Origin of the sequence: Pseudomonas sp. G166 (assembly GCF_037027455.2) — a bacterium.
Classification (GTDB): domain Bacteria; phylum Pseudomonadota; class Gammaproteobacteria; order Pseudomonadales; family Pseudomonadaceae; genus Aquipseudomonas.
This window is the reverse complement of record NZ_CP146985.1, coordinates 5,341,006-5,366,314: the sequence shown is the minus strand read 5'-3', so window position 1 is coordinate 5,366,314 and position 25,309 is coordinate 5,341,006. Positions and strand designations below refer to the sequence as shown.

The window sequence follows — 25,309 nt, the reverse complement described above, 5'->3', positions numbered from 1 at the left end:
GAAAAAGTGATGAAACATTTATTGGCATGGGTTGGGTTGTATCTGTTTTGCGGCGTGGCCCAGGCCGGGCCGCAGATTGGTGTCGGGGTGGTCTACGACTACCTCGATGGTGACAAAAGTACCTACATGAAGCGGGTGTTCAACGGGGGAACCTCCACGGCATTCGTCAAGGTCAACATCCTCGAGATTATCTACAACGAGGATGGCAGCTATCAGGAAGTGCCCCTGCAGGACCAGGCCAGCGCCACGGCCAAGGATGGCCTGATGGCCAGCCCGGCCCGGCTGATCGTGCCGGCCAACGGTATGCAGGGCACCCGGTTGCTGTTCATGGGCAACCGCGACAAGGAGCGTTACTTCCGGGTGCGTTTCGTGCCGGTGGTGCCCGAAGCCGAGGATGAATTTGCCGTCAGTGCCGAGGAGCGCGAAGCGTACAAGAAGGAACGCGTGGCGGCCGGGGTCAAGGTCCTGGCGGGCTACGGCACGGTGTTTTTCGTGCGGCCCAAGGACACCCGTTTCGAGACGGTGATCGATGACAGCGCCAATCGTTACCTGATGCGCAACAACGGTAATAGCGTCGTGGTGATCGATGAGTTCAAGGATTGCGTAGCGAAGCAAGAAAACGACTGCCGGCCGACCACCAAGCACCATGTCATGGCCGGTCGCACGTTTTCCTTCGACAAGGAGGCGGGGCGTGAATATCGCTTCACGCTGATCGAGGGCGGCAAGAGCAAAGCCGTCGAGATCAAGGGTTGACGGTTGCCGTCGCCCAACCGTCGCAGACGCCACAGGTAATCAATATGTCCAAGACACTGCTATGCCCCCTTGCGTTGACCGCCCTGATGTTGCCCTGGGTCCCGGCCTGGGGCGCGGTCGAGCGGGAAACGTTCGAACTCCACGTGACCATCCCGACGAACGATTTTTATGTGCTGCCCCTCGATCCGCAGCTGGTCCAGCGTGAGCAACGCTTGCCTTTCAGCACCATCACCAGCGAGCTCAGCCCGCTACGGGCCACCTACGAGGTGAAGAACACCAACGGCGCCATCGGTGCGCGCTTGGGGCAAGAGGCCTATTTATCCAATGGCCGTGAGCGTATCGATTTGAAGGTGAAGTTCAACAACGTCGAACTGACCCTGGACTCGACCCAGGTGGTGTCGGCCCTCGACGCCAGACCCGGCCGCCAGGTGCCGCTGGAAATCGCCGCGATCAAGCCCGATGACGGCTATAAGACCGGTGATTACTACGGCACGGTGCACATGGTGTTCGATGCGGTTGCGCCGTGAGCCAGGTTCCCCGAAGGCGTCAGGGCAACGAGTCTCCTGTGGCGAGGGGATTTATCCCCGCTCGGCTTCGAAGCAGTCGTAACACAGGCGATGAGGTTTATCTGTTGCACCGCGCTGCCTGGGTTTTTGGGGCTGCTGCGGTGCGACGTTTCGCTAAATCCCCTCGCCACGGAATCTGTCTTTCGTTTTATTACTAAAAAGAGGTGTCAAAAATGTTAAAAAAAATGATATCCGCTGTGGCCTTGGGCGTTGCAGTCCTGAGTCCTACATGGGCATTGGCGGCTGATGATGCTCGCGCAGCCATCCATATCACCGCGAACATTCCGAACAAGCAATTCCATGTGCAGCCACGCAACCCGGACTTTGGCAGGGATGAGGTGATGCATTACGACCCGGTGAATAACTCCCTGAGTTCCGTACGCCAGACCTTTGATGTGAAGAATACCGACGGCTCGGTCCATGCCTACATCCAAGAGGGCAGGGTCTATTTGGACAATGGCCTGGATCGCATTCCCCTGAGTGTTACGTTCAACGGCGTATATCTGGATGGCACGCCTCAAGAAGTTGTGGACGATGCTTCATCCACGCCAGGTACCCAGGCCGAGATGCTCATCCGTCCGAATGCAATGTCGGTCGATCGCTACCCGGGCTTGTACACCGGCCAATTCACCGTGATCTACGACGCAGTTCCTCGGTCGTCAGCGCTTTAACTCGCATTGCCACGCCATGATTCATAGATCGTTCCCTCTCTCTGCGTGGGAATGATCGAGCCCTGTAGCTCGTAGTGCCACGGGTATTTTTTGTCTATTACTTAGAAGAACAAATATGTTTAAAAAAATAGTGTTCGTTACGGCCTGGGCTGTTGCAGCCCTGAGTCCTTCATTAGTATTGGCCGCTGATGATGCACGCGCCGCCATCCATATCACCGCGAACATTCCGAACAAACAATTTCATGTGCAGCCGCGGGATCCGGAGTTCGGTAAGAACGAGGTTATGCACTACAACCCTGTGAATAACACATTATCCTCGGTGCGTCAGATCTTTGATGTGAAGAACACCGACGGTTCGGTCCATGCCTACGTTGAAGGGCGACGATCGCTGTACAACTCTGCCCATCATACTGCGATTCCCCTTCAAGTCGTGTTCAACAACGTTTTCCTGACCAGTTTGCCGCAGGAAGTGGTGGATGACGCAACGTCCACGCCAGGTATGACGGCAGAGTTGCACATCTTGTCGTGGTACCCGATTAATCCCGACGGACATAATGGTTTGTACACCGGGAATTTCACCGTGATCTTCGATGCGGTCCCTCGGGTAACCCTGTAACTCACTGCGCCACACCGTGACTCATTGCCGTGCCACCAACGGCTTGCACTGGGTATGACTCCCCGGTTGCAGATAAGGCGATAGAAACGGCGCCATGCCCTTGAGCACTTGCACCGGCAGGGCTGAGGTGAACTTGAAGTTCTGCGCCGAAGCCCCCGGGACAAAGGCGGTGAGGGTGCCGAAGTGGCTGTCGCCGATGTAGAACACGAAGGTGGCGGTGCGGTTGATCGATTTTGAGCTGATCACCCGCCCACCGGAACCGACGGCTTCGATACGGTTGTCGCCGGTGCCGGTCTTGCCACCCATGGCCAGCGGCGTCCCGTCGGCCAGTTTGAAACTGCCGGCAACGCGTTTCGCGGTGCCGGCATCCACCACCTGGGACAGCGCGCCGCGCAGGGCCTGGGCCACTTCCACCGGCATCACTCGCTTGCCGTTATCCGGGTTGCTCACCAGCCGTGTCTCGTAGGGCGTATCGACGGCAAAGTCCAGGCTGTCAACGCGCAGGGCGGGTTGGCGGATGCCGTCGTTGAGGATGGTGCCGACCAGTTCCGCCAGTGCAGCAGGGCGGTCGCCGGAGCTGCCGATGGCGGTGGCCAGCGACGGCACCAGATGGTCGAACGGGTAGCCGACTTTTTGCCAGCGCTGGTGGATGTCCAGGAAGGCTTCGATTTCCAGCATGGTGCGGATGCGACTGTCGCGAGCGCTCTTGTGCCGGCTCTTGAACAGCCAGCTGTAGACTTCCTGACGCTCGAACTCACTGGCCTTGACGATCTGGCTGAACTTGGCGTCGGGGTTGTTCAGCAGGTAGCCCATCAACCACAGGTCCAGCGGGTGGACCTTGGCGATAAAACCCTGGTCCGGCAGGTCATAGGCACCGGGGCCGTAGCTTTGGTAGAGCCGTTCCAGGCGTTCGTCGGTGATCTTTTCGGTGCTCTTGACCGACTTGAGGTGCGAGCGCACGAAGAGGTTGAAGCTTTCCTGGCTGTCGCCGGGAAAGAAGTAGCGGTGCACGGCGGCCAGGCGGATCGCGGTGGGGCGCATGCCGTCGAGAAAGGTTTCAAGGCGTTGGCCGGTGTCTTTCTTCTGGTACTTCTTCCAGAACTTGAGCAGAAACGACGTGCCTTCGCGGTCAGCGAACTGGGCCAGGTATTCCTGGCGGCGGGGGTCCTGGTCGTCCTTGAGCAGTTCGGAGCTGTTGCTGGGCCCGGCGTAAGTGGCGTAGCGCACCAGGTCGCGCATCAGGCGGATGAACGGCAGGTTGATCGATTCGCGCAGGGCGTCGCGCAGGGTGGGAATCCGGCCGTTGTCCTCGTTGCGGAAGTTATGGAAGGTGTGCAGCCCGCCACCGGTGAAAAACGCCTCGCCGGGGCTGGCGGAATAAGTACGATCCAGCGCGGCCTCAAGCATTTTCGGCAGGCTGCGGTCGCTGTTCTGAATCAGGTAGTCGACAGCCCAGCGCGAGAGGTGGTCTGGCTCGGCGATCTCGATTTTTTTCAACGCCGCCGGGGTCTCCTGGGCATAGCGTTCATGCAGTTCGGCGATGATCTGCAGGTAAGTGGTGAGTACCCGCAATTTGGCGGTGGAGCCCAGTTCCAGTTTGCTGCCTTCGTTGATATCGAAAGGTTGGTCGGTGCTATCGGTTTGCACCCGAACCCGCGAACCATCCGGGGTCAGCTCCAGCAGGGTGAAGCTGTAGCGCACCTGGGTGGTGCTGGTGGGGGTCAACAGACGTTCGCCCATCAGGCCGATCTCGGCGGCGAACGCCGGGTCGGCCAAGCGCTTGAGGTACTCGGTGGCCTGGGCCTGCAAGTCGCTTTGCAAGGTGCTGGTGGCCGAGAGGTCCAGGCGATCGAGGTCGTATAAAGGGCGGTTGAGCAGCGTGGCGAGGCGACTGCGGGCGGCGCTGATGCCTTTGTTGGTTTCGTTGGGCTGCACCGTCGGGTCCTGGACCCAGTCGCGATAACTGACCTTGCTCGCCAGGGCCGCCTCGGCCAGCGCGGCGTCGATCACGCCGTTCTGCGCCAATAGCCGGACGTGGCTGTCGGTCAGGCGCGCCAGTTCTTCGCGGCCCTTGGACAGGTAATGGGAGGGCCGGCGCTGGGCGATCATCAGCGACAGCATTTCCCGCAGGGCCAGGCCTTTTTCCGCCAGGCTCTGGGGATCCGTCGCGGTGCTGAACAAGCGTTCATTGGCGCGGTTGAAATCGGCGCCGTACCAGACCCGCAGGCCCTCAGCCATGCCATGGACCTCACCATGCCCGGGCACGGCGGAGAGCGGCACGCTGTTGAGGTAGTCACGCACGACCCGCTGCCGCGCTTCGAGGGTTTGCGGGCCGGCCTGATAGGCGCGCACGCTGGCGGAAATCATCTGGCGGATTTTCTCCGCTCCCGACACGGTGAGGCCTTCGGGGGAGTGGCGGTATTTTTCCAGCTGCGTCGCCAGTGTGCTGCCGCCGGCGGACTGACCGGGCAAACTCAACAACTTGGCCACTTGCGACCACGCCGCCATGCCGAAACGCGGCCAGTCCACCGCCGGGTTGGCCAACGGTTGCTTGGGGTCGAGCAGAAAGCGGTTTTCGATAAACAACAGGCTTTGCACCACCACCGGCGGGATCGTTTCGAAACTCGCATACAGCTGCTGCGGGTACTTGAACTGGTACACCGGCGCGGCGCGGCAGTCAGTGATGGTCAGCCCGGCCTGGATTTTCTCCGCATAGGGCACGAACAGGCCTCTTCCGACGTAATCCATCAAGGCCGGCGAAAAACGCGCCTGGGCCTGGATCACGTAATCGCGCTTGAGCAGGCGCGGCAGGAACTCCCCCAGCGAGCTGTAGCCCAACCGCCGGTCGAACGGTCCCGTACCCGGATAGACGATGGCATCGCTGGCCCCCGGCTGCACCGAATAACTCAAGGACGCGGCGTACTTGCTGATCTCCCGGGCCTGAAATCGCGACGTGCGCATTTCCTTGGCCACAGCCAGGCCGACCACCACGACGATAATCAACAGCAACAACCAAAACGCCCGCCAGCCATGTCGTGCGCGGCGTTTTTTTGGGGGTAAAGGCGCTTCTTCCATACGTTCAGTCGGGACCACAGGTGTATTCGAATCGGTTTGCCACAAAGCGCCCATAGTCGACTGATCCATTCACGCAGATTGATCGGACTTGCTTGAAGCTTAGACGGTGGTTGGCGTGGGGGGAGGGGAAATTATGGACAAGCCCATACACGGATATTTGTTTGAACGCAGAGCATGGAAACGATCAAAGCTGTGGGAGCGAGCGGCAGGGGAGTGATCTCTGAAAGCCTTGCACTAGAGCCATCGGTCCATGCTGAAACATGACGCTGCACCATCACTGTGCAATACTTGGCGGCGTTTTCTGAATGACCTGGTTCCCAGACAACACCTCTCAAAAAATCGATCCTGGTTGAAGCTTTTCCCTGGATTTACCAGGTTTTACAGTGAAACTCTCTATCCCTGGCTTTTTATACTGCACGACCCGCTGATCCTGAGGGCGTTGTTCTACAGGGCGGTCTGTCCACGAAGCAGACCGGTTTCGGCAAGGCGACAGGTTTACCCACCTGCGGCTTTGGAGACTCGGTGGCTAATCCAATAACAAGACGAGGTTATCCCTATGCCTGTAGGCAATCATCTGCCCCATGGCGAGACCGCCCAGGGTGGTCCGCTCAAACGTGAACTCGGTGAGCGGCATATCCGCCTGATGGCGCTCGGCGCCTGTATCGGTGTCGGGCTGTTCCTCGGCTCGGCCAAGGCCATCGAAATGGCCGGTCCGGCAATCATGCTGTCCTACATCATTGGTGGCCTGGCGATCCTGGTGATCATGCGCGCCCTCGGTGAGATGGCCGTGCACAACCCGGTGGCCGGTTCGTTCAGCCGTTATGCCCAGGACTACCTCGGCCCACTGGCCGGCTTCCTGACCGGTTGGAACTATTGGTTCCTGTGGCTGGTGACCTGCGTGGCGGAGATCACTGCGGTGGCGGTGTACATGGGCATCTGGTTTCCCGACGTGCCCCGCTGGATCTGGGCCTTGGCCGCACTGGTCAGCATGGGCTCGATCAACCTGATCGCGGTCAAGGCCTTCGGTGAATTCGAATTCTGGTTCGCCCTGATCAAGATCGTCACCATCATCGCCATGGTCATCGGTGGCGTCGGCATCATCGCCTTCGGCTTCGGCAATGACGGCGTGGCCCTGGGCATTTCCAACCTCTGGTCCCACGGCGGCTTCATGCCCAACGGCGTGCAGGGTGTGTTGATGTCCCTGCAAATGGTGATGTTCGCTTACCTGGGCGTGGAGATGATCGGCCTGACTGCCGGTGAGGCGAAGAACCCGCAGAAAACCATCCCCAACGCCATCGGCTCGGTGTTCTGGCGGATCCTGCTGTTCTACGTCGGCGCGTTGTTCGTGATCCTGTCGATCTACCCATGGAATGAGATCGGCACCCAGGGCAGTCCATTCGTGATGACCTTCGAACGCCTGGGCATCAAGACCGCCGCCGGTATCATCAACTTCGTGGTGATTACCGCGGCGCTGTCGTCCTGCAACGGCGGGATCTTCAGCACCGGGCGGATGCTCTACAGCCTGGCGCAGAACGGCCAGGCCCCGGCCGGTTTCGCCACCACCTCGGCCAACGGCGTGCCGCGCCGCGCGTTGCTGCTGTCCATCGCCGCGCTGCTGCTGGGCGTGCTGCTCAACTATCTGGTGCCGGAAAAAGTCTTCGTCTGGGTCACCTCCATCGCCACCTTCGGCGCGATCTGGACCTGGGTGATGATCCTGCTGGCCCAGCTCAAATTCCGCAAAAGCCTGAGCGCTTCGGAACGTGCGGCCCTGAAATACCGCATGTGGCTGTACCCGGTCAGCTCGTACCTGGCGCTGGCGTTCCTGGTGCTGGTGGTGGGCCTGATGGCTTACTTCCCGGACACTCGCGTGGCCTTGTACGTGGGCCCGGCGTTCCTGGTGCTGCTGACGGTGTTGTTTTATACCTTCAAGCTGCAACCGACCGGTCACGTGCAGGGAGCGGTGCGTTCCGTGTCGTAAGTTAACCGCGATGTAAAACAGAGCCCCGGTCGAATGATCGGGGCTTTTTGTTGGGGCGGCCGATGAACCCACAAGGGGGGGCACCTGTTAGTTCTTACAGTAGACCGGGTACCGACAGAACCCTAGATTAAGTACCGCCTGAAGCGCCGACCCGTTCGGGAGCGTGTATGAAAGCGATATGGAAAGGTTTTCTCAGCTACGCACTGGTTGGACTGGCCAATACGCTGATCCATTGGCAGATATTTTTCGTGCTGCGGGTGGCTGTCGGCCTTAGCCAGGCCACGAGTAATTTCGCTGCCTTTTGCGTGGCTGCCTCGTTCTCCTTTTATGTCAACGCGCTCTACACCTTCGAAGCCAAAGTCTCAGCGTTGGGCTATGTTCTTTTCATAGGCGTCATGGGCGCCCTCAGTTTCATCGTCGGTTTTCTGGGGGATCGCTGGCATGTCCACGGCCTGCTGACCGTGGCGGCTTTCTCGCTGTTGAGCCTGGTGATCGGTTTCCTGTTGTCCCGGTTTGTGGTGTTTCGCGGGCATCGCCAATGAACGTTTCGTTGATCGTTCCGGTATTCAATGAAGAACAGGCCATCAACCTGTTTTACGAAGGTGTCCGTCAGCATCCGGCATTGAAAGACCATGTCGTCGAGATTGTGTTCATCAACGACGGCAGCGCCGACCAGACCGCATCCATCGCCCGGGATATCGCACTGATGGACAGCCGGGTCCTGTTGATCAGCTTCTCCCGTAACTTTGGCAAGGAGCCGGCCCTGTTTGCCGGCCTCGAGTACGCCAGCGGCGACGTGGTAATCCCCATGGATGTGGACCTGCAAGACCCCATCGACGTCATTCCACGGCTGATCACCGAATGGGAGAAGGGCGCTGAAGTGGTATTGGCCAAGCGTCGCGATCGCTCATCCGACAGTTACCTCAAGCGCCGAGGCGCGGCGTTGTTCTATGGCGTGCTCAATCACATTGCCTATCCGCACATTGAACAGAACGTCGGGGATTTTCGCCTGATGGACCGCAAGGTGGTGGAGGTGATCAAGACCCTTCCCGAATACCAGCTGTTCATGAAGGGCGTGTTGTCGTGGGCTGGTTTCAACACCGTCGTCATCGAATACGACCGCCCCCGCCGCGCGGCCGGCAAGAGCAAATTCAATGGCTGGAAACTGTGGAACCTGGCGCTTGAGGGTATTACTTCGTTCAGTACCGTGCCGTTGCGGTTGTGGACTTATGTGGGGAGTTGCATTTCGTTGGTTTCGTTGCTGTATGCCGCCTACCTGATCCTGAACAAGTTGCTCTTCGGAAGCGATCTGCCTGGCTATCCTTCGCTGATGACCGCGATTCTGTTTCTGGGAGGTGTGCAACTGATTGGCATCGGGGTATTGGGTGAATACATCGGGCGGATCTATCTGGAAACCAAGCACCGGCCGCGGTACGTCATCAAGGAAATGGTCCGGGGAGGGGCGCTGACACGGAATAAACCATGAAGTTGAAGACGAAGTGATCAACGCAAACCCTTATTGCAAGGAAACCATGATCCATGAAAGTGCCTCGCGTTCACTTAGGAGAACTTCCAGGTCGGTTTGCTGATCGTTCGGCTTTGGCGGCAGTGGTCGTCCTTGCACTCGTCGTGCGATTTCACGGAATCACGGTCCCCGCTATCTGGTATGACGAGGCTTTCAGCGTGCTGCTTGCCCGGCACGAGCCTTGGCAGATCTGGTCGCTTACGGCACGAGATGTTCACCCACCCCTCTATTACCTCGTGCTGCACTACTGGATGGTTTGGTTCGGCGACGGGGTCTTGGCCGTAAGGTCGCTCAGTGCGATAGCAGACGTGGGCACGGTCTTGCTTAGCATAAAGTTGATGAGCCTGGCTGCCACGCGAAGGGCTACCTGGATGGCTGCATTGTTATTGGCATTGTTGCCGATCTCGATTCGTTACAGCCAGGAAGCGCGTATGTACACCCTGCTCGGGTTTTGGCTGATGGGGGCAACCGTGGCATTGGTGTGCTGGATTAAGGAGGGCGAGAGGAAGCATTTTGCGATCATTTACGTACTGCTGATGACGGCCGCTCTCTATACCCACTATTTCGCGGCGCTGTGTGTGCTTGTTCATTGGTTTTATTGGTGGTGGGGGCGTCCAGGTGTTTCTCAAACCATGCTACCTGTGCGTTGGTGGATTCTGGCCAACGCTGCGATAGTGGTGTTGTTCGTGCCGTGGCTGCCTCACTTTATTGATCAACTGTCAGACAGACAGGGGCTTGAATGGATACCGCCTGTTACAGCGCAGGCAGTGTTTGGTCTTTTTTGGCAGTTTGTTATGTTGAATGGACCGTGGGCGCAATCGTTGGGTCTGCGTGCGCTGCCCTTACTCATGGTCATTTCATTCGCGGTAATATTGGTTTGGAAAGATAATACCCAGTATCGTTTCAACAGTTTATTGACTGGCTATTTTCTTGTTCCGATTGTCATTCTCGCTCTGGTGGCGTTATTTGTTCCGATATTCGTTCCTCGCTACCTGGTATTCGCAGCGGTCGGCTTGCCACTCGTCATTGCTGCGGTTCTGGATATATTGACGCCACGACCTGGCGTGCTGACTTTAGCCATGGCAATTGCGGTGGCATTGGAAATACAGGGGTTGCAGGTCGTGTATCGACAAACGGAGGAGTTGAGCGGAATTGGTTTCCGTAGGGATTCCGGGCTGGGTGTACTGGCAGCTATGATCAAGCAAGCGGCTCGGCCAGATGACCAAGTCGTGCTTGAGTCTTTGAACCTGTACGTAGGATTCAGTTATTACAACCAGACGGGTATACGACCGAAGTTATACATCCCTTTGTCTTCTAACACCGTTCAAGGGATCTCTGATCGAAACGGCTACGCCATAATTTACGAAGGTTTTAAGGGGGACTATCTGAATAATCTGGAGACACTAAAGTGTCACGGGCGCAGGGTTTGGTGGGTCGCCTTCAAAACTGATTCCAAGCCGTTTTCAGCACAAGATTGGGAACAGACTCTAACCCTTGTTGACGGGGAAATGGCTGCTTCTCTATTCACCCTAAAAACGCCACCAGCCTCAGATGAGGCTGGTGCTCAAGTGACTATTACGCAGCCACCACCTCCCGCGGCTCAAAACTGTCCGCCCGCGCCATCTGCCACATCCGCGAATAAAACGCCCCATTGACCTCTCCGGTCAGTAACTCCCCCGGCTGCAAAAACACATGCAACTGTGAAAACAGCTTGATCTCAGTGGCTGACATACGCCGCACCAAATGCTTGGGCTGCAATTGCGACGGATGCTCGAGGCCGGCGGCGGCGAGCATTTCGGCCAGGGCCTTGAGGGTGTTGCGGTGAAAGTTGTAGACCCGCTGGGCCTTGTCCGGGACGACCAGGGCGCGCTGGCGCAGGGTGTCCTGGGTGGCGACGCCGGTGGGGCATTTGTTGGTGTGGCAGCTTTGGGACTGGATGCAGCCGATGGCGAACATGAAGCCGCGCGCGGCGTTGGCCCAGTCGGCACCGATGGCCAGAACGCTGGCGATGTCGAAGGCGCTGACGATCTTGCCGCTGGCGCCGAGCTTGATTTTGTCTCGCAGGTTCAGGCCCACCAAGGTGTTGTGTACGAACAGCAGGCCTTCGCGCAGCGGCACGCCGATGTGGTCGGTGAACTCCACCGGTGCCGCGCCCGTGCCGCCTTCCTTGCCGTCCACCACGATGAAGTCGGGCAGGATCCCGGTTTCCAGCATGGCCTTGGCGATGCCCATGAATTCCCACGGGTGGCCCAGGCAGAATTTGAAGCCCACCGGTTTGCCGCCGGACAGTTCACGCAATTGCTGGACGAACTGCATCAGTTCGATCGGCGTGGAGAAGGCGCTGTGGCGTGACGGTGAAACGCAATCCTCGCCCATGAGGATGCCGCGGGTTTCGGCGATTTCCCGGGTGACTTTGTGCTTGGGCAGAATCCCGCCATGGCCGGGTTTGGCGCCTTGGCTCATCTTGATTTCAATCATTCGCACCTGCGGATTCTGCGCCTGGGCGGCGAAGCGTTCCGGGTCGAAGCGCCCGTCGCTGGTACGACAGCCGAAATAGCCGCTGCCCAGTTCCCAGGTCAGGTCGCCGCCATGTTCGCGATGGTAGGGGCTGATGCTGCCTTCACCGGTGTCGTGGGCGAAATTGCCCAGCTTCGCGCCCTGGTTCAGCGCCCGGATCGCGTTGGCGCTCAGGGAGCCGAAGCTCATCGCCGAAATGTTGAACACCGACGCTGAATACGGCTGGGTGCATTGCGGGCCGCCAACCGTCACGCGGAAACCGCTGGGGTCGCTCAAAGGGGCTGGGCGCATGGAATGGCCGATGAATTCGAAGCCGGTCTGGTAGACGTCGATCAAGGTCCCGAACGGTTTGTCGGCGCTTTCGTTCTTGGCCCGGGAATACACCAGCGAGCGTTGGGCGCGGGAAAAGGGCAGGGCGTCGCTGTCGGATTCGAGCAGGTACTGGCGGATCTCCGGACGGATGCCTTCGACCAGGTAGCGGATATTGCCCAGGATCGGGTAGTTGCGCCGCACGGCGTGACGGCTTTGCAGCAGGTCGAACAGCCCCAGCAGACTCAACAGCCCGGTCACCAGTGTGATTGGCCAGAGCCAGTCGTGTTGCAGAAACGGCAGGCTGGCGAGGGTGAAGATCACACAGCCAGCAAAGAAGGCGTAACGGCTCAACAGAGACAGGCTCATACGGGTTCCTTGGGTTTGAGCGTTGGATAGGGGAGCAGGCTCCCTCGCCACGGTGATGTGTGGGTCGTGGCATTCTGCGCTGCTGGCGAAACGGCGGGCAACCTGTGGCGAGGGGATAAATCCCCTCGCCACAGGTTTGTGCCTTTCAGCTGGCCTGTTTCATTTGGCGCATCGGCAACTCAACGCGGAACGTGGTGCCGACGCCGACTTCGCTGCTAACCGTTATCTCGCCATGGTGTTTTTTCACGATGCCGTAGGACAACGACAGCCCAAGCCCCGTGCCCTGGCCAACGGGTTTGGTGGTGAAGAAGGGGTCGAAGATTTTTTGCAGGGTTTCCGGCGGGATGCCCGAGCCATTGTCGGCCACTTCGATCCACACGGTGTCACCTTCCACACCGTTGCGCAGGGTGATGGTGCCGCGCTCCGGGCCGATGGCCTGGGCGGCGTTGACGATCAGGTTCATGATCACCTGGTTGATCTGCGACGGCAGGCATTCCACTTCCGGCAGCGGCGTGTATTGCTTGACCACGTCGGCCTTGTATTTGATTTCGTTGGCAACGATGTTCAACGTCGAATCGATGCCTTGCTGCAGATTGGCCATCTGCCATTCCTGGTTGGAGTCCACGCGCGAGAAGTCCTTCAGGTCCTTGACGATCTGCCCGACCCGGCCAATGCCATCCTTGGATTCCTTGATCAGCAAGGGAATGTCTTCGACGAGGAAATCCAGCTCCACCTGTTCGCGCAGCCGTCTCAATTGCACGACCAGTTCCGGCGACGCAATGGCCTCCTCGGCGCTGCCATAGGCCGTGAGCATTTCCTGGAGTTTGCTGAAGTAACCGTCCAAGGCCCCCAGGTTGGAAGAAATGAAGCCGATCGGATTGTTGATTTCGTGGGCTACCCCGGCCGCCAGTTGACCCAGCGAGGCGAGTTTTTCCGACTGCACCAACTGGCTTTCCAGCATCTTGCGTTCGTCGATTTCCATTTGCAGCAGCTCGCTGGCCTGTTTGAACGCCAGGGTCCGTTGTTCCACCAGGTCTTCGAGCTTGTTCATTTTCAACTGCGCGCGGGAGGTCATTTCCCATTTGGTGGTCAGGGTGTTGGCCATCTGCTGGACTTCGATGTTGTCGAAGGGCTTTTTCAGGATCAGCAACCGATCATGGCCGTTCAGGCGGTCCAGCAGTTCATCCCAGGAATAATCCGAATACGCGGTGCAGACCACCACCTGCAACAGCGGGTCGCGCTTCCAGAGCTCTTCGATGGTCTTGGCGCCATCCCAGCCTTCGGGCATGCGCATGTCGACAAAGGCCAGGGCATAGGGCCGCTCTTTGGCGGCCGCTTCCAGCAATTTGTTCAAGCCTTCCTGGCCGCCGTAGGCCGAGTCGAGCTCGAACACTGTGGTGACAGGTTTCGGCGCATCGCCGAACAGTGCGCTTTCCATGTCTTGCAGGTCGGCGTTGCCCTCATCCTCCGGCGTGAGGATCTTGCGGAAATCTTCATGAATGGCGGGCGTATCGTCGATCAGCAGGATGCGGCGGTTACTCATGCTATTCATGGTTCACCTTCTGCGAGTTTCAGGGGCACTTGCAATTGGAACGTCGCCCCCTTGCCTGGCCCCTCACTGTGGGCCGTGAGCTGGCCGTTCATTTCAATGGCCGCCAATGCGCAGCTGTGCAAGCCAAAACCGTGGCCTTCCTTACGGGTCGTAAAACCGTGGGCGAAGATGCGTGTCATGTTTTCCTCCGGGATGCCTTCGCCTTCGTCCTTGACGCTGATTTGCAGCGTCTCGCCATCAATGACAGCGGCCTTCAGGGTCATGTTCCGTGCATGGTTGGAAATCCCCGCCATGGCGTATTTGGCGTTGCTGATCAGGTTGATCAGGATCAACAGCAAGCGGTGCTTGTCGCCCATGATCCGCGGCACGTCACCGTATTCCTTGATCACCGTAACATGATGGCGGGTCAGGGCGCCGGAGTTCATGCGCAAAGCGTCTTCGAGCAATTCGCTGACCACCAGCGGCTCGAGCAGGCTGCTGGCGCCGGCATAGGATTGCTGGGTGGAGACGATGTCCTTGATGTGGTCGACGCTCTTGCTCAGTTGGGCCAGTTCGTCGGTAAGGCTTTGCTGCTCGAGCGCGATGGCCTCCACCAACTGGTTGAGGTAACCGGGCAGCAGCTTGCCTTTCTCGTCTTCGGTGAGGAAGTGCCCCAGGTCATGGGGATGCTCGTTGATCAACTGCATTGCCTTGCCCAGCCCCAGGGACTTGCTGGTGCGCAGTTTGCGGCTGACCAGATCGGCGGAGATGTTCACACTGTTGAGCACATTACCCACGTTGTGCAGCACGTTGGTGGCGATTTCCGCCATGCCGGCCTGGCGGGCGGTGTCCATCAATTCGCTCTGGGTGTCCTTGAGCTGGCGGGTGCGTTCCTCGACCCGTTGTTCCAGTTCGTCGTTGGCGGTTTGCAGGGCGTTGTTGACCCGCTTGATCTCGGCGAAGCTGCGTATCAGCCGGATCGCCAGCCAGATCAGGATCAGCACCAGGAACGTGGCGAACACCAGCAGGTAAACGTGGTTGCGCTGGTACTTGGCGGCGGCTTTTTCCTGGTCTTTTTCGAGCAGGTTGGTGATGGTGTCCAGGCTATCGGCCAGGGGTACCGCTTCGATGCCCAGTAACAAGTCATTGACCTGTGGCTGTTCGCGCAGGATCACCCCGATGTGCCTGCGCAGGATTTCAACGGAGTTGCGCAGCCCTTCAGGCAGGCGCTCCTTGTTGACATCCAGCTGGTTCAAACCCAGCAGGACCTCGGCGGCTATGTCGCTGGTGCTGAGCTGGGCGAACTCCATGCTGCTGAGCAACAGGTCGTAGGTGTCGATGGCAACGTTCTGCAACTCCAGTCTGTAGGTGTCGGGCAGCCGGGCGAACTGGCCCTGGATGTCGTCCTCGGCGGTGGGCAGGAAGTGCAGGGAGTTGCGCAATATCGCGTTGTGGGACTTGAACTGTTCCACCAGACGGGTTTTTTCCTTGACCGCCTTGAGGTATTCGTCGCGCTGGGTCTCCCAGGCCGAAGACGCGTGGCGACCCGGCTCCGACTCTATGGCGTCCAGGCGTTGCCAGAGGCGCGCCATCTCGTGCAGCGGCGAGACGAGGGGATCGTAATTGTGGCTCAGGGCAATCCGCGCCTTGAGCACTTCGTTGTCCCAGATAGCATCCTGTTGCTTGAGCAGGCGGATAAGGTCCCGGGATTCGATGTAAGAGGCCGCCTGCTGGGCACCCGAATTGATGTACATGAACAGCAGGACGGAAGCCAGCAACAGGCCGATGAATGCCAGGCCGGCGCGACGAAGGAGTGTCATAGGGGCTTGCCCTCCCGCTCTCCGGTCAGGGTCTTGAGGAATTCGACGATCAACTCCGTATCGTTCTTCATCGGTTCACGCCCGAGTTGGTACTTGAACATGACCTCCACCGCGTGCTCCAGGGTCGGCGCGGAGGCATCATGGAAATACGGGGCGGTGACGGCCACGTTGCGCAGGCTGGGCACTTTGAACACCTGGCGATCGGCTTCATCGCCGGTGATGTTGAAGCGCCCCTCATCGGCCCGGGTGGGGTTGCCCCGGTCCTTGAAGTAATCGCCCATGACGCCGAATTTCTGGAACATATTGCCGCCGATGTTCACGCCCTGGTGGCAAGTGATGCAGCCGTATTCCTTGAAGCGCTGGTAACCGAATTTTTCCCGGGGCGTCAGGATGTCGGTATTGCCCAACAGGTATTGGTCGAAGCGCGAGTTGGGGGTCAGCAGGGTGCGTTCGTAATCGGCCAGGGACGCCTGGATGTTGAGTTTGGTTACGCCGTCGGGGTACGCATCCTTGAAATCCTTGGCATAACCCGGATCCTCGGCGATGCGCTTGACCACCGTTTCCCAGGTATTGCCCATTTCCGTGGGGCTGGTGACCACGGCGTGCACCTGGTCTTCCAGAGTGTCGACGCGGCCATCCCAGAACTGATGAAAATTCAGGGCGGCGTTGAACACGGTAGGCGTATTGACCTCCACCGGTTTACCGTCAAAACCCAGGGAAAACGGCTTGTCGTCGGCTCCGCCCCTGTCCAGGCGATGACAACTGGCGCAGGACAGGGTGTTGTTGACCGACAGGCGCGGGTCATTGAACAGCCGCAGGCCCAACTGGACGCGCTTGGGGTCCAATGATTGAACAGGCGGCAGCGGTTTGAGAGGTTCGTCCAGCGGCGCAGCATGGGCGGCCACGCTTGATCCCAAGAACAGGCCGAAAGCCAGAATCAGTCCATGTGATGCCATGGGATGTTTTCCTTGAAACCTTTGGTTTATGAAACTCGGATGTTCATGAGAACGGGTTCTGGCGTGTTTCCCATTCAGTCACCCATTCAAGGAAGGCTTGCGGTTCCACTGCCTTGCTGAAGTAATACCCTTGGGCTTCCTCGCACTGGTGGATCTTCAGGAACTCCAGTTGCTCACGGGTTTCTACGCCTTCGGCAATGATGTGCAGGTTCAGGCTCTTGCCCAGGCTGATGATGGTGCTCACCAGTTTGGCGTCGTTGCTGTCGATGCTCAGGTCGCCAACGAAGGATTGGTCGATCTTCAGCACGTCCACCGGAAACTTTTGCAGGTAGCTCAGGCTCGAGTAGCCGGTGCCGAAATCGTCGATGGCCAGCCGTATCCCCAGGTGCTTGATGGCCTTGAGGGTGGCGACGGTGGTGTCGATGTTCTGCATCAGCACGCTTTCGGTGATCTCCAGTTCTAACTGTGTCGGGTCGAAGCCGGTTTCCTTGAGCGTGCGTGCGATGCCTTCGACGAAGCCGCGCTGGCGAAAATCGATGGCCGAGATGTTGACCGACAGGTAGAGCGCTCGCATGCCCTGCGCTTGCCAACGGCAGGCCTGCTGGCAGGCTTCCTGGAGCACCCATTGGCTCAGCGGCACGATCAGCCCGCTGTCCTCGGCCACCGGGATGAAATCCGAGGGGAAAACCAGGCCGTGGTTGGGTCGGTTCCAGCGCACCAGCGCTTCGACGCCGACCACTTTGCCGCTGGTCAGGTCAAGCTTGGGTTGGTAGTGCAACACGAACTCCTTGCGTTGCAGCGCCAGGCGCAAGCCGGATTCGATGGTCTGCTGGTGCCGGGCCCGGCGGTTCATGTCTTCGGTGAAAAAACGGTAGTCGTTGGGGCCGTTTTCCTTGACGTTACGCATTGCTGTCTCGGCTTTCTTGATCAGCGCCACCGCATCGAAACCGTCGGTCGGGTACACGCTGATCCCCAAGCTTGCGGTGACGCTCAGGTCATGGCCGTCAATGGGCTGGGGCGTGCTGATGGCCGCCAGGAGTTTTTCGGCCACGCCTTTGGTTTGCTGCGCGTCGACGATGTCCCCCACGATCACTACGAATTCATCGGAACCGTAGCGAAACACCGAATCGGACTCACGCACCACGGTTGACAGTGCCCGGGCCACCCGCTTGAGCATTTCGTCGCCCACCGGATGCCCCAGCGCGTTATTGACCCGCTTGAAGCGGTCCAGGCCGATGAACATCACCGCCAGTTGCCGGTCATGCCGGCGGCACTGGGCCATGGCCTGGGTCAGGCGATCACCCAGCAACATGCTGTTGGGCAGTTCGGTGAGCACGTCGTATTGCAGCAGGTGGGACACCTTGAGCAGTTCCTGGACGCGTTCTTCAATCGTGCGTTCCAGGCTGCGCATTTTTCTCGCCGCGTCCTGGGCCAATTGCCATTTCCAGGTCATGGCGCTGGCCATCTGGCGTATTTCCAGGGTGTCGAACGGTTTCTTGAGGATCAGCAACTGGTCATCGAACTCGATCCGCTCGGACATGGTTTCCCAGGAGTAATCCGAGAACGCCGTACACAGGGCGATCTGCAGGCGCGGGTCGGCTTTCCACAGTTGCTCGATGGTTTGCAGGCCGTCCCAGCCCGGGGGCATGCGCATGTCGGCGAATACCAGCGCATAAGGCTGGCCTTCGGCCTGGGCACGCTTGACCAGTTCCAGCGCTTCTTCGCCCTGGTAGGCCGAGTCGATTTGAAATTGCAGCCGGTTGATCTGGGGCGTGCCGAACAGCAGGCTCTCGGTATCGTCCAGTGAATCATCGCTGTTGACAGGGGAGCTGAGGATCTTGCGAAAGTCCTGGTGAATCGCCGGCGTATCGTCCACCACCAGGATCCGCCGGTTGGCGGGTACCGACATGGGATTCATGGGTTGCTCTCCGATAGCTGGCTCGCAGGCCGAGTCCAGTGGTCCGTTACCGGGACGATGGTGCCGGCCTTGAGCAGTTCGGCGGCCTGGCCGCTGTCGACCACAGTGCTGAAGTAATGCCCCTGGGCCTGCATCGCCCCGCCGCTGGACATCAACGTGGAGCGTTGCTCCTGGGTCTCGACACCTTCGGCGATGATGCCGATACCCACATCCTTGGCAAAATTGATGATCGCCCGCAACGTCACGGCGTTCTCGGGATCGTCGTTGGCGCTGTCAAGAAACCGCTGGGCGAGCTTGAGGTGGTTGACCCGGTAGGTCTTGAGGTAATCGAACGAGGAATACTCGGTGCCGAAATCATCGATGGCGATCTGCACGCCCAGTTCGCAGAGGCGTGGAAGCACGTCGTTGTGGGTCCATTTGGTCTGGGCGAGGGTCGCTTCGGTGACGTCGAAACGCAGGTCCCACGGCGCCAGTTCCCAACGCGCGGTGGTGCGCAGCACGTCGTAGATCAGTTCCGGGCCGGTCTTGAGTTGGGTCAGGGACAGGTCGATGGCGATCACCGGAGGCGCCATGCCCTGGTCGCGCCACTGGCGCATCTGTTGGCAGGCCTGGTCCAGTACCCAATGACCGAGACCGACGATGATCCCGGTTTTCTCGGCCGCCGGCATGAACGCCGCCGGTTCCAACCAACCTCGCTGCGGGTGGTTCCAGCGTACCTGCACACCCATGCCGAGGATTTTTCCGGTGCCCAGGTCGACTTCCGGCAGGTAGTGCAGTTGCAGCTCGTTATTTTCGAGGGCCTGGCGCAGGTCGTTGGCCAGGGCGACGCGGTCCGTGACCTCCTGATTGATTTCTTCATTGTGGAAATGGTACTGGTTGCGGCCCTTTTCCTTGGAGCGGTACAGGGCCATGTCGGACTGCGCCATCAGGCTATCGGCACTCAGGCTCTGTGGGGTGTACAGGGCGATGCCGATGCTCACGGAGATCCGTACGTCGTTACCATCCAGGGAGTAGGGCGCCACCAGGGTGTCGCGGATCTTGGCCGCCAGCGCAGCGCAATGGGTCGCTTCATGGACATCCAGCTGCAGGATGGCGAACTCGTCGCCACCCAGGCGCGCCACCACGTCGTTTTCCCGGGTACAGCCCTTGATGCGCATGGCGACTTCCTGCAACAACAGGTCGCCGATGGGGTGGCCCAGGGTATCGTTGATGCGTTTGAAGTGGTCCAGGTCCAGGTAAAACATCGCAAACCGCGCCGCCCCCCGGCGAGCGGCGGCGAAGGCCTGGTGCAAGCGCTCGACCATGGTGGCGCGGTTGGCCAGCCCGGTCAGACCGTCGGTGCGGGCCAGCAGGGCGATTTTTTCTTCGGCCAGCTTGCGCTCGGTGATATCGAGAATGATGCCTTCCACTTCCAACAACAGGCCCTGCTCGTTGCGCACCGGTATGTAACGGTTTTCCACCCAGCGGAAGTTGTCATCGCCGGTGCGCATGCGGAACTCGATGGAAGCCCCCGCCGTATCACGGTCCAGGACGCGCACCATGGCTTCCTGGACTTTGCCCTGGTCGTCGGGGTGGATCAGGATTTGCGCCCAGTCCGGCGAGCTGATCAGTTGCGATGCGACATGGCCGAACTTGGTGATGTTGTGGGAGATGTACATCAATGGGAACGGCGGCTCGCCGCGCAGGCGATAGAGAATGGTCGGGCTGTTCTGCACGATGATGTTGGCGTCGGCCAGTTCCCGGGTGCGTTCTTCCACCGCCCGTTCGAGCATGTCCATTTTCAGCGCCGCGTCTTCGGTCATTTGCCATTTGACGGTCAAGGCGCTGGCCATCTGGCGGATCTCGATGGCGTCGAAGGGTTTTTTCAGGATCAGCAGGCGGTCGCCCAGGTCCAGGCGCTCGGAGATGTCTTCCCAGGAATAGTCCGAGTAGGCGGTGCACAGGGCCACTTGCAGCTTGGGATCGGCACGCCACAGCCGCTCGATGGTTTCCAGGCCATCCCAGCCCGGCGGCATGCGCATGTCGATGAAGGCCATGGCGTAGGGTTGCCCCTGGGCCAGCGCCGACTCCACCTTGTTCAGGGCTTCCATGCCCTGGAAAGCCGAGTCGAGCACGAAACTCTGGGCGGAAACCGCCACCGGCGCGCCGAACAGGGCTTCTTCGGCGCTGCTCAGGCTGTCTTCGCTGGTCACCTGGGGGCTGAGGATCTTTCGAAAATCCTCATGGATTGTCGGGGTGTCGTCGACGATCAGGATCCGCCGATTGCCTTTCTCCATCGGCAGGCTCATGGCCGTGCACCGAGAAGATGCTGACTATAGAACCGTGGGAACATCTGATATCCCTTTCTGTGGCATGAGTCTTCTGGCCTGTACATGGCCCTTCATGGGGTACAGCATAGTCGTCTCATTGGGATGCGCTCGGCCAGTAATGGCAAATTGTGTCTAAATTTACGCTATCTACTAGCCTGTGCTTCAGGGGTGCGGTAGAACGGTTGTGGTTAAGAGGAGGGGGCAGAAATGGAAGATCAATCGCCGGACGTTCCGGTCAATAAACCCACGGTGCTGCTGGTCGATGACGAAGAATCGATTCTCAATAGCCTTCGTCGGCTGCTGCGCAGCCAGCCGTATGAAATCCTGCTGGCCGACAGCGGTGCCAAGGCCCTGGAAATCCTCAAGGAGCGGCCGGTCGACCTGGTGATGACCGATGCGCGCATGCCGAATATGGATGGCGCCACGTTGCTGGCGCAGATTCGCAAGCTCTATCCGTCGACCTTGCGCATCCTGCTCACCGGTTATGCCGATGTGGAAATGATGACCAAGGCCATCAACGAGGGGCAGCTCTATCGCTACCTCAGCAAGCCCTGGAACGATGAGGAACTGGTCCAGGCCCTCCGGCAGGCCTTGGCCCACCAGCATTCCGAAAGCGAGCGCCAGCGTCTCGAAGCGCTGAACCGCGAACAGAACCAGCAACTCAAGACCCTCAACGCCACCCTGGAAAAGCGCGTGGCTTCGCGCACCTCCGAGTTGCAGCAGACCGCCGACATGCTCGACCTGGCCTATGACGAGCTCAAGCGCAGTTATGTGACCAGCACCGAAGTGTTTTCCTTGATCGCCAACCTGCGCCTGCCCAAGGCCAAGCAGACCAACCGGCAGATCATCGAGTTGATCAGGGTCTACAGCCGGCTGCATTTTTTGGATGAATCCACCGACCGCGACCTGACCATGGCCGCGGCGCTGTACAACATTGGCAAGCTGAGCTGGACCGACAACATGATGGTCACGCCCGCTGACATGCTGCACCACACTGAACTCGAGCTGTACCGCGCCTATCCGAAGCAGAGTGAGTCACTGCTGATGACCCTGGACCCGATGAAGGACGCGGCGCGGATCATCCGCCATCACCAGGAGCGCTGGGACGGTAGCGGTTTCCCCGAACACCTCAAGGGTGAGGCCATTCCGTTCGGTTCGCGGCTGTTGAAACTGGCGGTGGACTTCATCGAGCTGCAACGCGGCTTGATCCTCGAACGGCAGATGAACAGCGACGAGGCCTTGGTCTATATCCGCAAGTACGCCGGCAAGCTGTACGACCCGGATATGATCGAGGACTTCATCAAGGCCTGTGGCGAATACCTGGACGACGTGACCTTGTCCGACCCGACGGTGCAGGTCATGAACACCCGCGAGCTGGTGGCCGGCATGGTCCTGGCGCGCAACCTCAACGCCGACAACGGCATGCTGCTGCTGAACGCCGGCAAGGTCCTGAGCGGTCCATTGGTGGAAAAACTCATCGCCTTCGAAGCGATGGAGGGGGCCCGCTACAGCGTGTTCGTCAAAATCCCCGAGGAGGCGGACCCTGCGGTGCCGAAGCCGATTTTGGGCTGACACCACAAATCCCCTGTGGGAGCGGGCTTGCTCGCGATGGCGGTCTTCCAGTTAGTGCATTGTTGACTGACAGGATGCTATCGCGAGCAAGCTCGCTCCCACAGGTGAATGTGCTGCTTTTGAGATAGGCCCCAGGCTTTGCCCTCGCTCCCCCTGGCCTGTAATCTCCCCGGCATTTTCCCGCCCAAGGCTTCGATCACCCATGACCACTTCCCTTATCCGCATAGCCGCCGCCCTGTTGATCGGGCCTGACGGTCATACCCTGCTGGTGCGCAAGCGCGGCACTCGGGCCTTCATGCAGCCGGGTGGCAAGATCGAGGCCCATGAACAACCGGTCCAGGCCCTGGCGCGGGAGCTGGAAGAGGAACTTGGCCTGACGATCGACCCGGCACAAGCCCGTTACCTGGGCCTGTTCAGCGCCCCAGCCGCCAACGAGCCGGGTTTTACCGTGCAGGCCGAAGTGTTTTTGCTGAGTATCGACGTCCCGGTGTCTCCTGCTGCTGAAATCGAGGAAGTGCGCTGGATCGACCCGGCCGGCGACAGCGATCTTGTGTTGGCGCCATTGACAGGCGAGGTAATCCTGCCGTTTTATCGAGCCACACATCTCGTGACCTGCTGACTCAAGGATTGATGCTCATGATTCCATTGCCGGACCTGCTGGTTTTTGCCGCCGCGGCGTTGTTGATGGTGCTCACGCCCGGCCCGAACATGATCTACCTGATTTCCCGTTCGATCTGCCAGGGCCGCAAGGCCGGCGTGACTTCCTTGCTAGGGGTGGTGGCCGGATTTTTCGTGCACATGTTCGCCGCGGCGGTGGGGCTGACGGCGGTGTTCCTGGCAGTGCCGGTGGCCTATGAAGTGTTGAAATGGGCCGGCGCGCTGTACCTGCTCTGGTTGGCTTGGCAGGCCGTGAAGCCCGGGGCGCGTTCGCCTTTCGAGGCCCAGCAACTGCCTGCGGACTCGACGCGCAAGTTGATCACCATGGGTTTTCTTACCAGTGCCCTGAATCCAAAGATCGCGGTGTTTTACCTCTCGGTGTTCCCGCAATTCATCAGCCCGGAACACGGTTCGCTGTTCACCCAGAGCATCATTCTGGGGCTGACCCAGATCAGCGTCAGTTTCAGCGTCAACCTGCTGATTGCCCTGTTCGCCGCCGGCATTGCCTCGTGGTTTGTCCACAACCCCACCTGGCTGGCCGCCCAGCGTTACTTCATGGGGTTTGTGCTGGGTGCACTGGCGTTGCGCCTGATGCTTGAGCAACGGCGTTCGGCGTGAACATTCGACGGCTGCGGGCGGGCGATGCCCAGGCGTATCGCGAGCTGATGCTCCAGGCTTACGCGCTTCACCCGCAGGCCTTCACCTCCCATTTCAACGAACGGGCGGCGCTGCCCATCAATTGGTGGGAGTCGCGCCTGACCAGCCGGTTTGACGTGTTGTTGGGGGCGTTTGTCGAGAGTGAGCTGGTCGGCATTGTCGGGTTGGCCCTGGAGTCTCGGGAAAAGGCCCGGCACAAGGCGATGCTGTTCGGCATGTACGTCACCGCTGCCCATTGCCATCGGGGGCTCGGCTTCCAACTGGTACAGGCCGCCCTCGACGAAGCCCGTCGCCACAGCTTTTTGCGCCTGGTGCAACTGACCGTCACCGCCGGCAACGACCCGGCCGTCAAGCTCTACCAGCGCTGCGGTTTCGTACTGTACGGCCTCGAACCCATGGCGATACGGGTGGGCGATGAATACCTCGACAAGATCCACATGTGGCTCGAGCTCTAACCCCACCGACACACCGCCATCGCGAGCAAGCTCGCTCCCATAGGGATTTGCTGGGTGGCATCGATAGTGTTCACAACACAAATCCCCTGTGGGAGCTTGCTCGCGATAGGCGCAACGCGGTATCACCGAACGGCACTGACCCCGTCCAACGTGGAAAACGACGTGTCCTTGGCCGTCAGCAAAAAGTCGCGCATGTATGGCGCGTCGAGCATGTCGGTACGCACCGCCGCATACAGCGTGGCAAACAAGCCTTTCTCCCCCAGCCGCTTGGCCTTCACATAACCCCGTGAGCTGTATTCATGCAGCGCCCAGTGCGGCATGCCGCACACACCTCGGCCGCTGGCCACCAGTTGCATCATCATCACCGTCAGTTCGGAGGTGCGCACCTGGGCCGGTTCGATGTCGGCCGGCTCCAGGAAGCGGGTGAAGATGTCCAGCCGGTCCCGTTCCACCGGATAGGTGATCAGGGTTTCGCTGATCAGGTCTTCCGGCACGACGTAGGGCTTGCCCGCCAGGCGATGCTGGTTGGCCACGGCCAGCATCGCCTCGTAGGTGAACAGCGGCACGTAGGTGATGCCGGCCAGTTCCAGCGGGTCGGAGGTGACCACCAGGTCCAGGTCACCCCGGGCCAGGGCCGGCAGCGGGGCGAAGGCAAAGCCTGAAGCCAGGTCCAGTTCAACTTCCGGCCAGGCGTCGCGAAACTGGTCGATGGTCGGCATCAGCCACTGAAAGCAACTGTGGCATTCGATCGCCATGTGCAAACGCCCGGCGGTGCCACCGGCCAGCCGCCCGATGTCTCGCTCGGCGCTGCGCAGCAGCGGCAGGGTGGCGTCGGCCAGTTGCAGCAGGCGCAGGCCGGCGCTGGTGAAGCGCACGGGTTTGGTCTTGCGCACGAACAACGGCATGCCCAGGCGTTCCTCCAGTTCCTTGAACTGGTGAGAGAGGGCGGACTGGGTAAGGTGCAGGCGTTCGGCGGCTTCCACCAGGCTGTCGGCCTCGCGCAATGCGTGCAGGGTCTTGAGGTGGCGGATTTCAAGCACGGCGGCCTCCATGAG

The 25,309-nt window shown here is 59.7% G+C and carries 20 protein-coding genes; 12 read left to right on the top strand and 8 right to left on the bottom strand.

What is annotated here, in order from left to right:
* Positions 1–9: 9 nt before the first annotated feature.
* The 4 genes from SGN16_RS23700 (at position 10) to SGN16_RS23685 (ending at position 2,606) form a co-directional block, all read left to right on the top strand.
* Positions 10–753 carry a molecular chaperone gene (locus tag SGN16_RS23700; protein ID WP_167659351.1) on the top strand — a complete coding sequence of 248 codons (744 nt, stop codon included), beginning with the start codon at positions 10–12 and terminating at the stop codon, positions 751–753.
* 44 nt (positions 754–797) lie between these two features.
* Positions 798–1,280 carry a CS1 type fimbrial major subunit gene (locus SGN16_RS23695; protein ID WP_335945138.1) on the top strand — a complete coding sequence of 161 codons (483 nt, stop codon included), beginning with the start codon at positions 798–800 and terminating at the stop codon, positions 1,278–1,280.
* Positions 1,281–1,492: 212 nt separating this feature from the next.
* Positions 1,493–1,990, top strand: a complete 498-nt coding sequence (locus SGN16_RS23690) for a CS1 type fimbrial major subunit (protein ID WP_210640586.1) — start codon at positions 1,493–1,495, stop codon at positions 1,988–1,990.
* 115 nt (positions 1,991–2,105) lie between these two features.
* A complete protein-coding gene (locus SGN16_RS23685; RefSeq protein WP_210640584.1) occupies positions 2,106–2,606 on the top strand; it encodes a CS1 type fimbrial major subunit in 501 nt (166 codons plus the stop codon).
* A 21-nt stretch (positions 2,607–2,627) separates the two neighbouring features.
* Here SGN16_RS23685 and SGN16_RS23680 read toward each other — a convergent pair whose 3' ends face one another.
* Positions 2,628–5,735 carry a transglycosylase domain-containing protein gene (locus SGN16_RS23680; protein WP_210640582.1) on the bottom strand — a complete coding sequence of 1,036 codons (3,108 nt, stop codon included), beginning with the start codon at positions 5,733–5,735 and terminating at the stop codon, positions 2,628–2,630.
* A 502-nt stretch (positions 5,736–6,237) separates the two neighbouring features.
* On the opposite strand from SGN16_RS23680, the gene SGN16_RS23675 reads away from it, so the two are divergent.
* The 4 genes from SGN16_RS23675 (at position 6,238) to SGN16_RS23660 (ending at position 10,839) form a co-directional block, all read left to right on the top strand.
* A complete protein-coding gene (locus tag SGN16_RS23675) occupies positions 6,238–7,659 on the top strand; it encodes an amino acid permease (protein WP_335945137.1) in 1,422 nt (473 codons plus the stop codon).
* Between the two features lie 167 nt (positions 7,660–7,826).
* Positions 7,827–8,201 (top strand): GtrA family protein, encoded by a 375-nt coding sequence (locus SGN16_RS23670; RefSeq protein ID WP_210640578.1) that lies wholly within the window; start codon positions 7,827–7,829, stop codon positions 8,199–8,201.
* Positions 8,198–9,145 (top strand): glycosyltransferase family 2 protein, encoded by a 948-nt coding sequence (locus SGN16_RS23665; RefSeq protein ID WP_335945136.1) that lies wholly within the window; start codon positions 8,198–8,200, stop codon positions 9,143–9,145. The genes SGN16_RS23670 and SGN16_RS23665 overlap by 4 nt, the downstream gene beginning before the upstream one ends.
* 53 nt (positions 9,146–9,198) lie before the next feature.
* The gene (locus SGN16_RS23660) at positions 9,199–10,839 is read left to right on the top strand and encodes a glycosyltransferase family 39 protein (RefSeq protein ID WP_335945135.1); all 1,641 of its coding nucleotides are present in this window, start codon (positions 9,199–9,201) and stop codon (positions 10,837–10,839) included.
* On the opposite strand, the gene SGN16_RS23655 is transcribed toward SGN16_RS23660, so the two are convergent.
* From SGN16_RS23655 to SGN16_RS23630, 6 genes are all read right to left on the bottom strand, one after another.
* Positions 10,760–12,379 (bottom strand): FMN-binding glutamate synthase family protein, encoded by a 1,620-nt coding sequence (locus tag SGN16_RS23655; RefSeq protein ID WP_210640574.1) that lies wholly within the window; start codon positions 12,377–12,379, stop codon positions 10,760–10,762. The genes SGN16_RS23660 and SGN16_RS23655 overlap by 80 nt on opposite strands.
* A gap of 145 nt (positions 12,380–12,524) precedes the next feature.
* Positions 12,525–13,931, bottom strand: coding sequence for an ATP-binding protein (locus SGN16_RS23650; RefSeq protein ID WP_210640572.1), 1,407 nt, complete (start codon positions 13,929–13,931; stop codon positions 12,525–12,527).
* A complete protein-coding gene (locus tag SGN16_RS23645) occupies positions 13,928–15,730 on the bottom strand; it encodes a DAHL domain-containing protein (protein WP_335945134.1) in 1,803 nt (600 codons plus the stop codon). Before SGN16_RS23645 ends, SGN16_RS23650 begins: the two co-directional genes overlap by 4 nt.
* A complete protein-coding gene (locus tag SGN16_RS23640) occupies positions 15,727–16,686 on the bottom strand; it encodes a cytochrome c peroxidase (RefSeq protein ID WP_335945133.1) in 960 nt (319 codons plus the stop codon). The genes SGN16_RS23645 and SGN16_RS23640 overlap by 4 nt, the downstream gene beginning before the upstream one ends.
* 43 nt (positions 16,687–16,729) lie before the next feature.
* A complete protein-coding gene (locus SGN16_RS23635) occupies positions 16,730–18,604 on the bottom strand; it encodes an EAL domain-containing protein (RefSeq protein WP_335945132.1) in 1,875 nt (624 codons plus the stop codon).
* Positions 18,601–20,892, bottom strand: coding sequence for an EAL domain-containing protein (locus SGN16_RS23630; protein ID WP_210640563.1), 2,292 nt, complete (start codon positions 20,890–20,892; stop codon positions 18,601–18,603). Before SGN16_RS23630 ends, SGN16_RS23635 begins: the two co-directional genes overlap by 4 nt.
* A gap of 228 nt (positions 20,893–21,120) precedes the next feature.
* On the opposite strand from SGN16_RS23630, the gene SGN16_RS23625 reads away from it, so the two are divergent.
* From SGN16_RS23625 to SGN16_RS23610, 4 genes are all read left to right on the top strand, one after another.
* The gene (locus SGN16_RS23625) at positions 21,121–22,485 is read left to right on the top strand and encodes an HD domain-containing phosphohydrolase (protein WP_210640561.1); all 1,365 of its coding nucleotides are present in this window, start codon (positions 21,121–21,123) and stop codon (positions 22,483–22,485) included.
* Positions 22,486–22,687: 202 nt separating this feature from the next.
* A complete protein-coding gene (locus tag SGN16_RS23620; protein WP_210640559.1) occupies positions 22,688–23,104 on the top strand; it encodes an NUDIX domain-containing protein in 417 nt (138 codons plus the stop codon).
* Between the two features lie 17 nt (positions 23,105–23,121).
* Positions 23,122–23,760 carry a LysE family translocator gene (locus SGN16_RS23615; RefSeq protein WP_210640557.1) on the top strand — a complete coding sequence of 213 codons (639 nt, stop codon included), beginning with the start codon at positions 23,122–23,124 and terminating at the stop codon, positions 23,758–23,760.
* Complete coding sequence (locus tag SGN16_RS23610) at positions 23,757–24,254, top strand: GNAT family N-acetyltransferase (protein ID WP_335945131.1); 498 nt, start codon at positions 23,757–23,759, stop codon at positions 24,252–24,254. Before SGN16_RS23615 ends, SGN16_RS23610 begins: the two co-directional genes overlap by 4 nt.
* Before the next feature lie 122 nt (positions 24,255–24,376).
* Here the strand turns inward: SGN16_RS23610 and metR are convergent, their stop codons facing one another.
* On the bottom strand, positions 24,377–25,294 hold the full coding sequence (gene metR / locus SGN16_RS23605) for a transcriptional regulator MetR (protein ID WP_335945130.1): 918 nt from the start codon (positions 25,292–25,294) through the stop codon (positions 24,377–24,379).
* Between the last annotated feature and the right edge of the window lie 15 nt (positions 25,295–25,309).

What these genes read in the sequence shown, in the direction of transcription:
- SGN16_RS23625 (WP_210640561.1), top strand. Translation starts at nt 21,121, where the DNA reads ATGGAAGATCAATCGCCGGACGTTCCGGTCAATAAACCCACGGTGCTG.
- SGN16_RS23700 (WP_167659351.1), top strand. Translation starts at nt 10, where the DNA reads ATGAAACATTTATTGGCATGGGTTGGGTTGTATCTGTTTTGCGGCGTG.
- SGN16_RS23660 (WP_335945135.1), top strand. Translation starts at nt 9,199, where the DNA reads ATGAAAGTGCCTCGCGTTCACTTAGGAGAACTTCCAGGTCGGTTTGCT.
- SGN16_RS23680 (WP_210640582.1), bottom strand. Translation starts at nt 5,735, where the DNA reads ATGGGCGCTTTGTGGCAAACCGATTCGAATACACCTGTGGTCCCGACT.
- SGN16_RS23690 (WP_210640586.1), top strand. Translation starts at nt 1,493, where the DNA reads ATGTTAAAAAAAATGATATCCGCTGTGGCCTTGGGCGTTGCAGTCCTG.
- SGN16_RS23635 (WP_335945132.1), bottom strand. Translation starts at nt 18,604, where the DNA reads ATGAATCCCATGTCGGTACCCGCCAACCGGCGGATCCTGGTGGTGGAC.
- SGN16_RS23650 (WP_210640572.1), bottom strand. Translation starts at nt 13,931, where the DNA reads ATGAATAGCATGAGTAACCGCCGCATCCTGCTGATCGACGATACGCCC.
- SGN16_RS23695 (WP_335945138.1), top strand. Translation starts at nt 798, where the DNA reads ATGTCCAAGACACTGCTATGCCCCCTTGCGTTGACCGCCCTGATGTTG.
- SGN16_RS23615 (WP_210640557.1), top strand. Translation starts at nt 23,122, where the DNA reads ATGATTCCATTGCCGGACCTGCTGGTTTTTGCCGCCGCGGCGTTGTTG.
- SGN16_RS23675 (WP_335945137.1), top strand. Translation starts at nt 6,238, where the DNA reads ATGCCTGTAGGCAATCATCTGCCCCATGGCGAGACCGCCCAGGGTGGT.
- SGN16_RS23630 (WP_210640563.1), bottom strand. Translation starts at nt 20,892, where the DNA reads ATGAGCCTGCCGATGGAGAAAGGCAATCGGCGGATCCTGATCGTCGAC.
- SGN16_RS23640 (WP_335945133.1), bottom strand. Translation starts at nt 16,686, where the DNA reads ATGGCATCACATGGACTGATTCTGGCTTTCGGCCTGTTCTTGGGATCA.
- SGN16_RS23655 (WP_210640574.1), bottom strand. Translation starts at nt 12,379, where the DNA reads ATGAGCCTGTCTCTGTTGAGCCGTTACGCCTTCTTTGCTGGCTGTGTG.
- SGN16_RS23685 (WP_210640584.1), top strand. Translation starts at nt 2,106, where the DNA reads ATGTTTAAAAAAATAGTGTTCGTTACGGCCTGGGCTGTTGCAGCCCTG.
- SGN16_RS23665 (WP_335945136.1), top strand. Translation starts at nt 8,198, where the DNA reads ATGAACGTTTCGTTGATCGTTCCGGTATTCAATGAAGAACAGGCCATC.
- SGN16_RS23645 (WP_335945134.1), bottom strand. Translation starts at nt 15,730, where the DNA reads ATGACACTCCTTCGTCGCGCCGGCCTGGCATTCATCGGCCTGTTGCTG.
- SGN16_RS23620 (WP_210640559.1), top strand. Translation starts at nt 22,688, where the DNA reads ATGACCACTTCCCTTATCCGCATAGCCGCCGCCCTGTTGATCGGGCCT.
- SGN16_RS23670 (WP_210640578.1), top strand. Translation starts at nt 7,827, where the DNA reads ATGAAAGCGATATGGAAAGGTTTTCTCAGCTACGCACTGGTTGGACTG.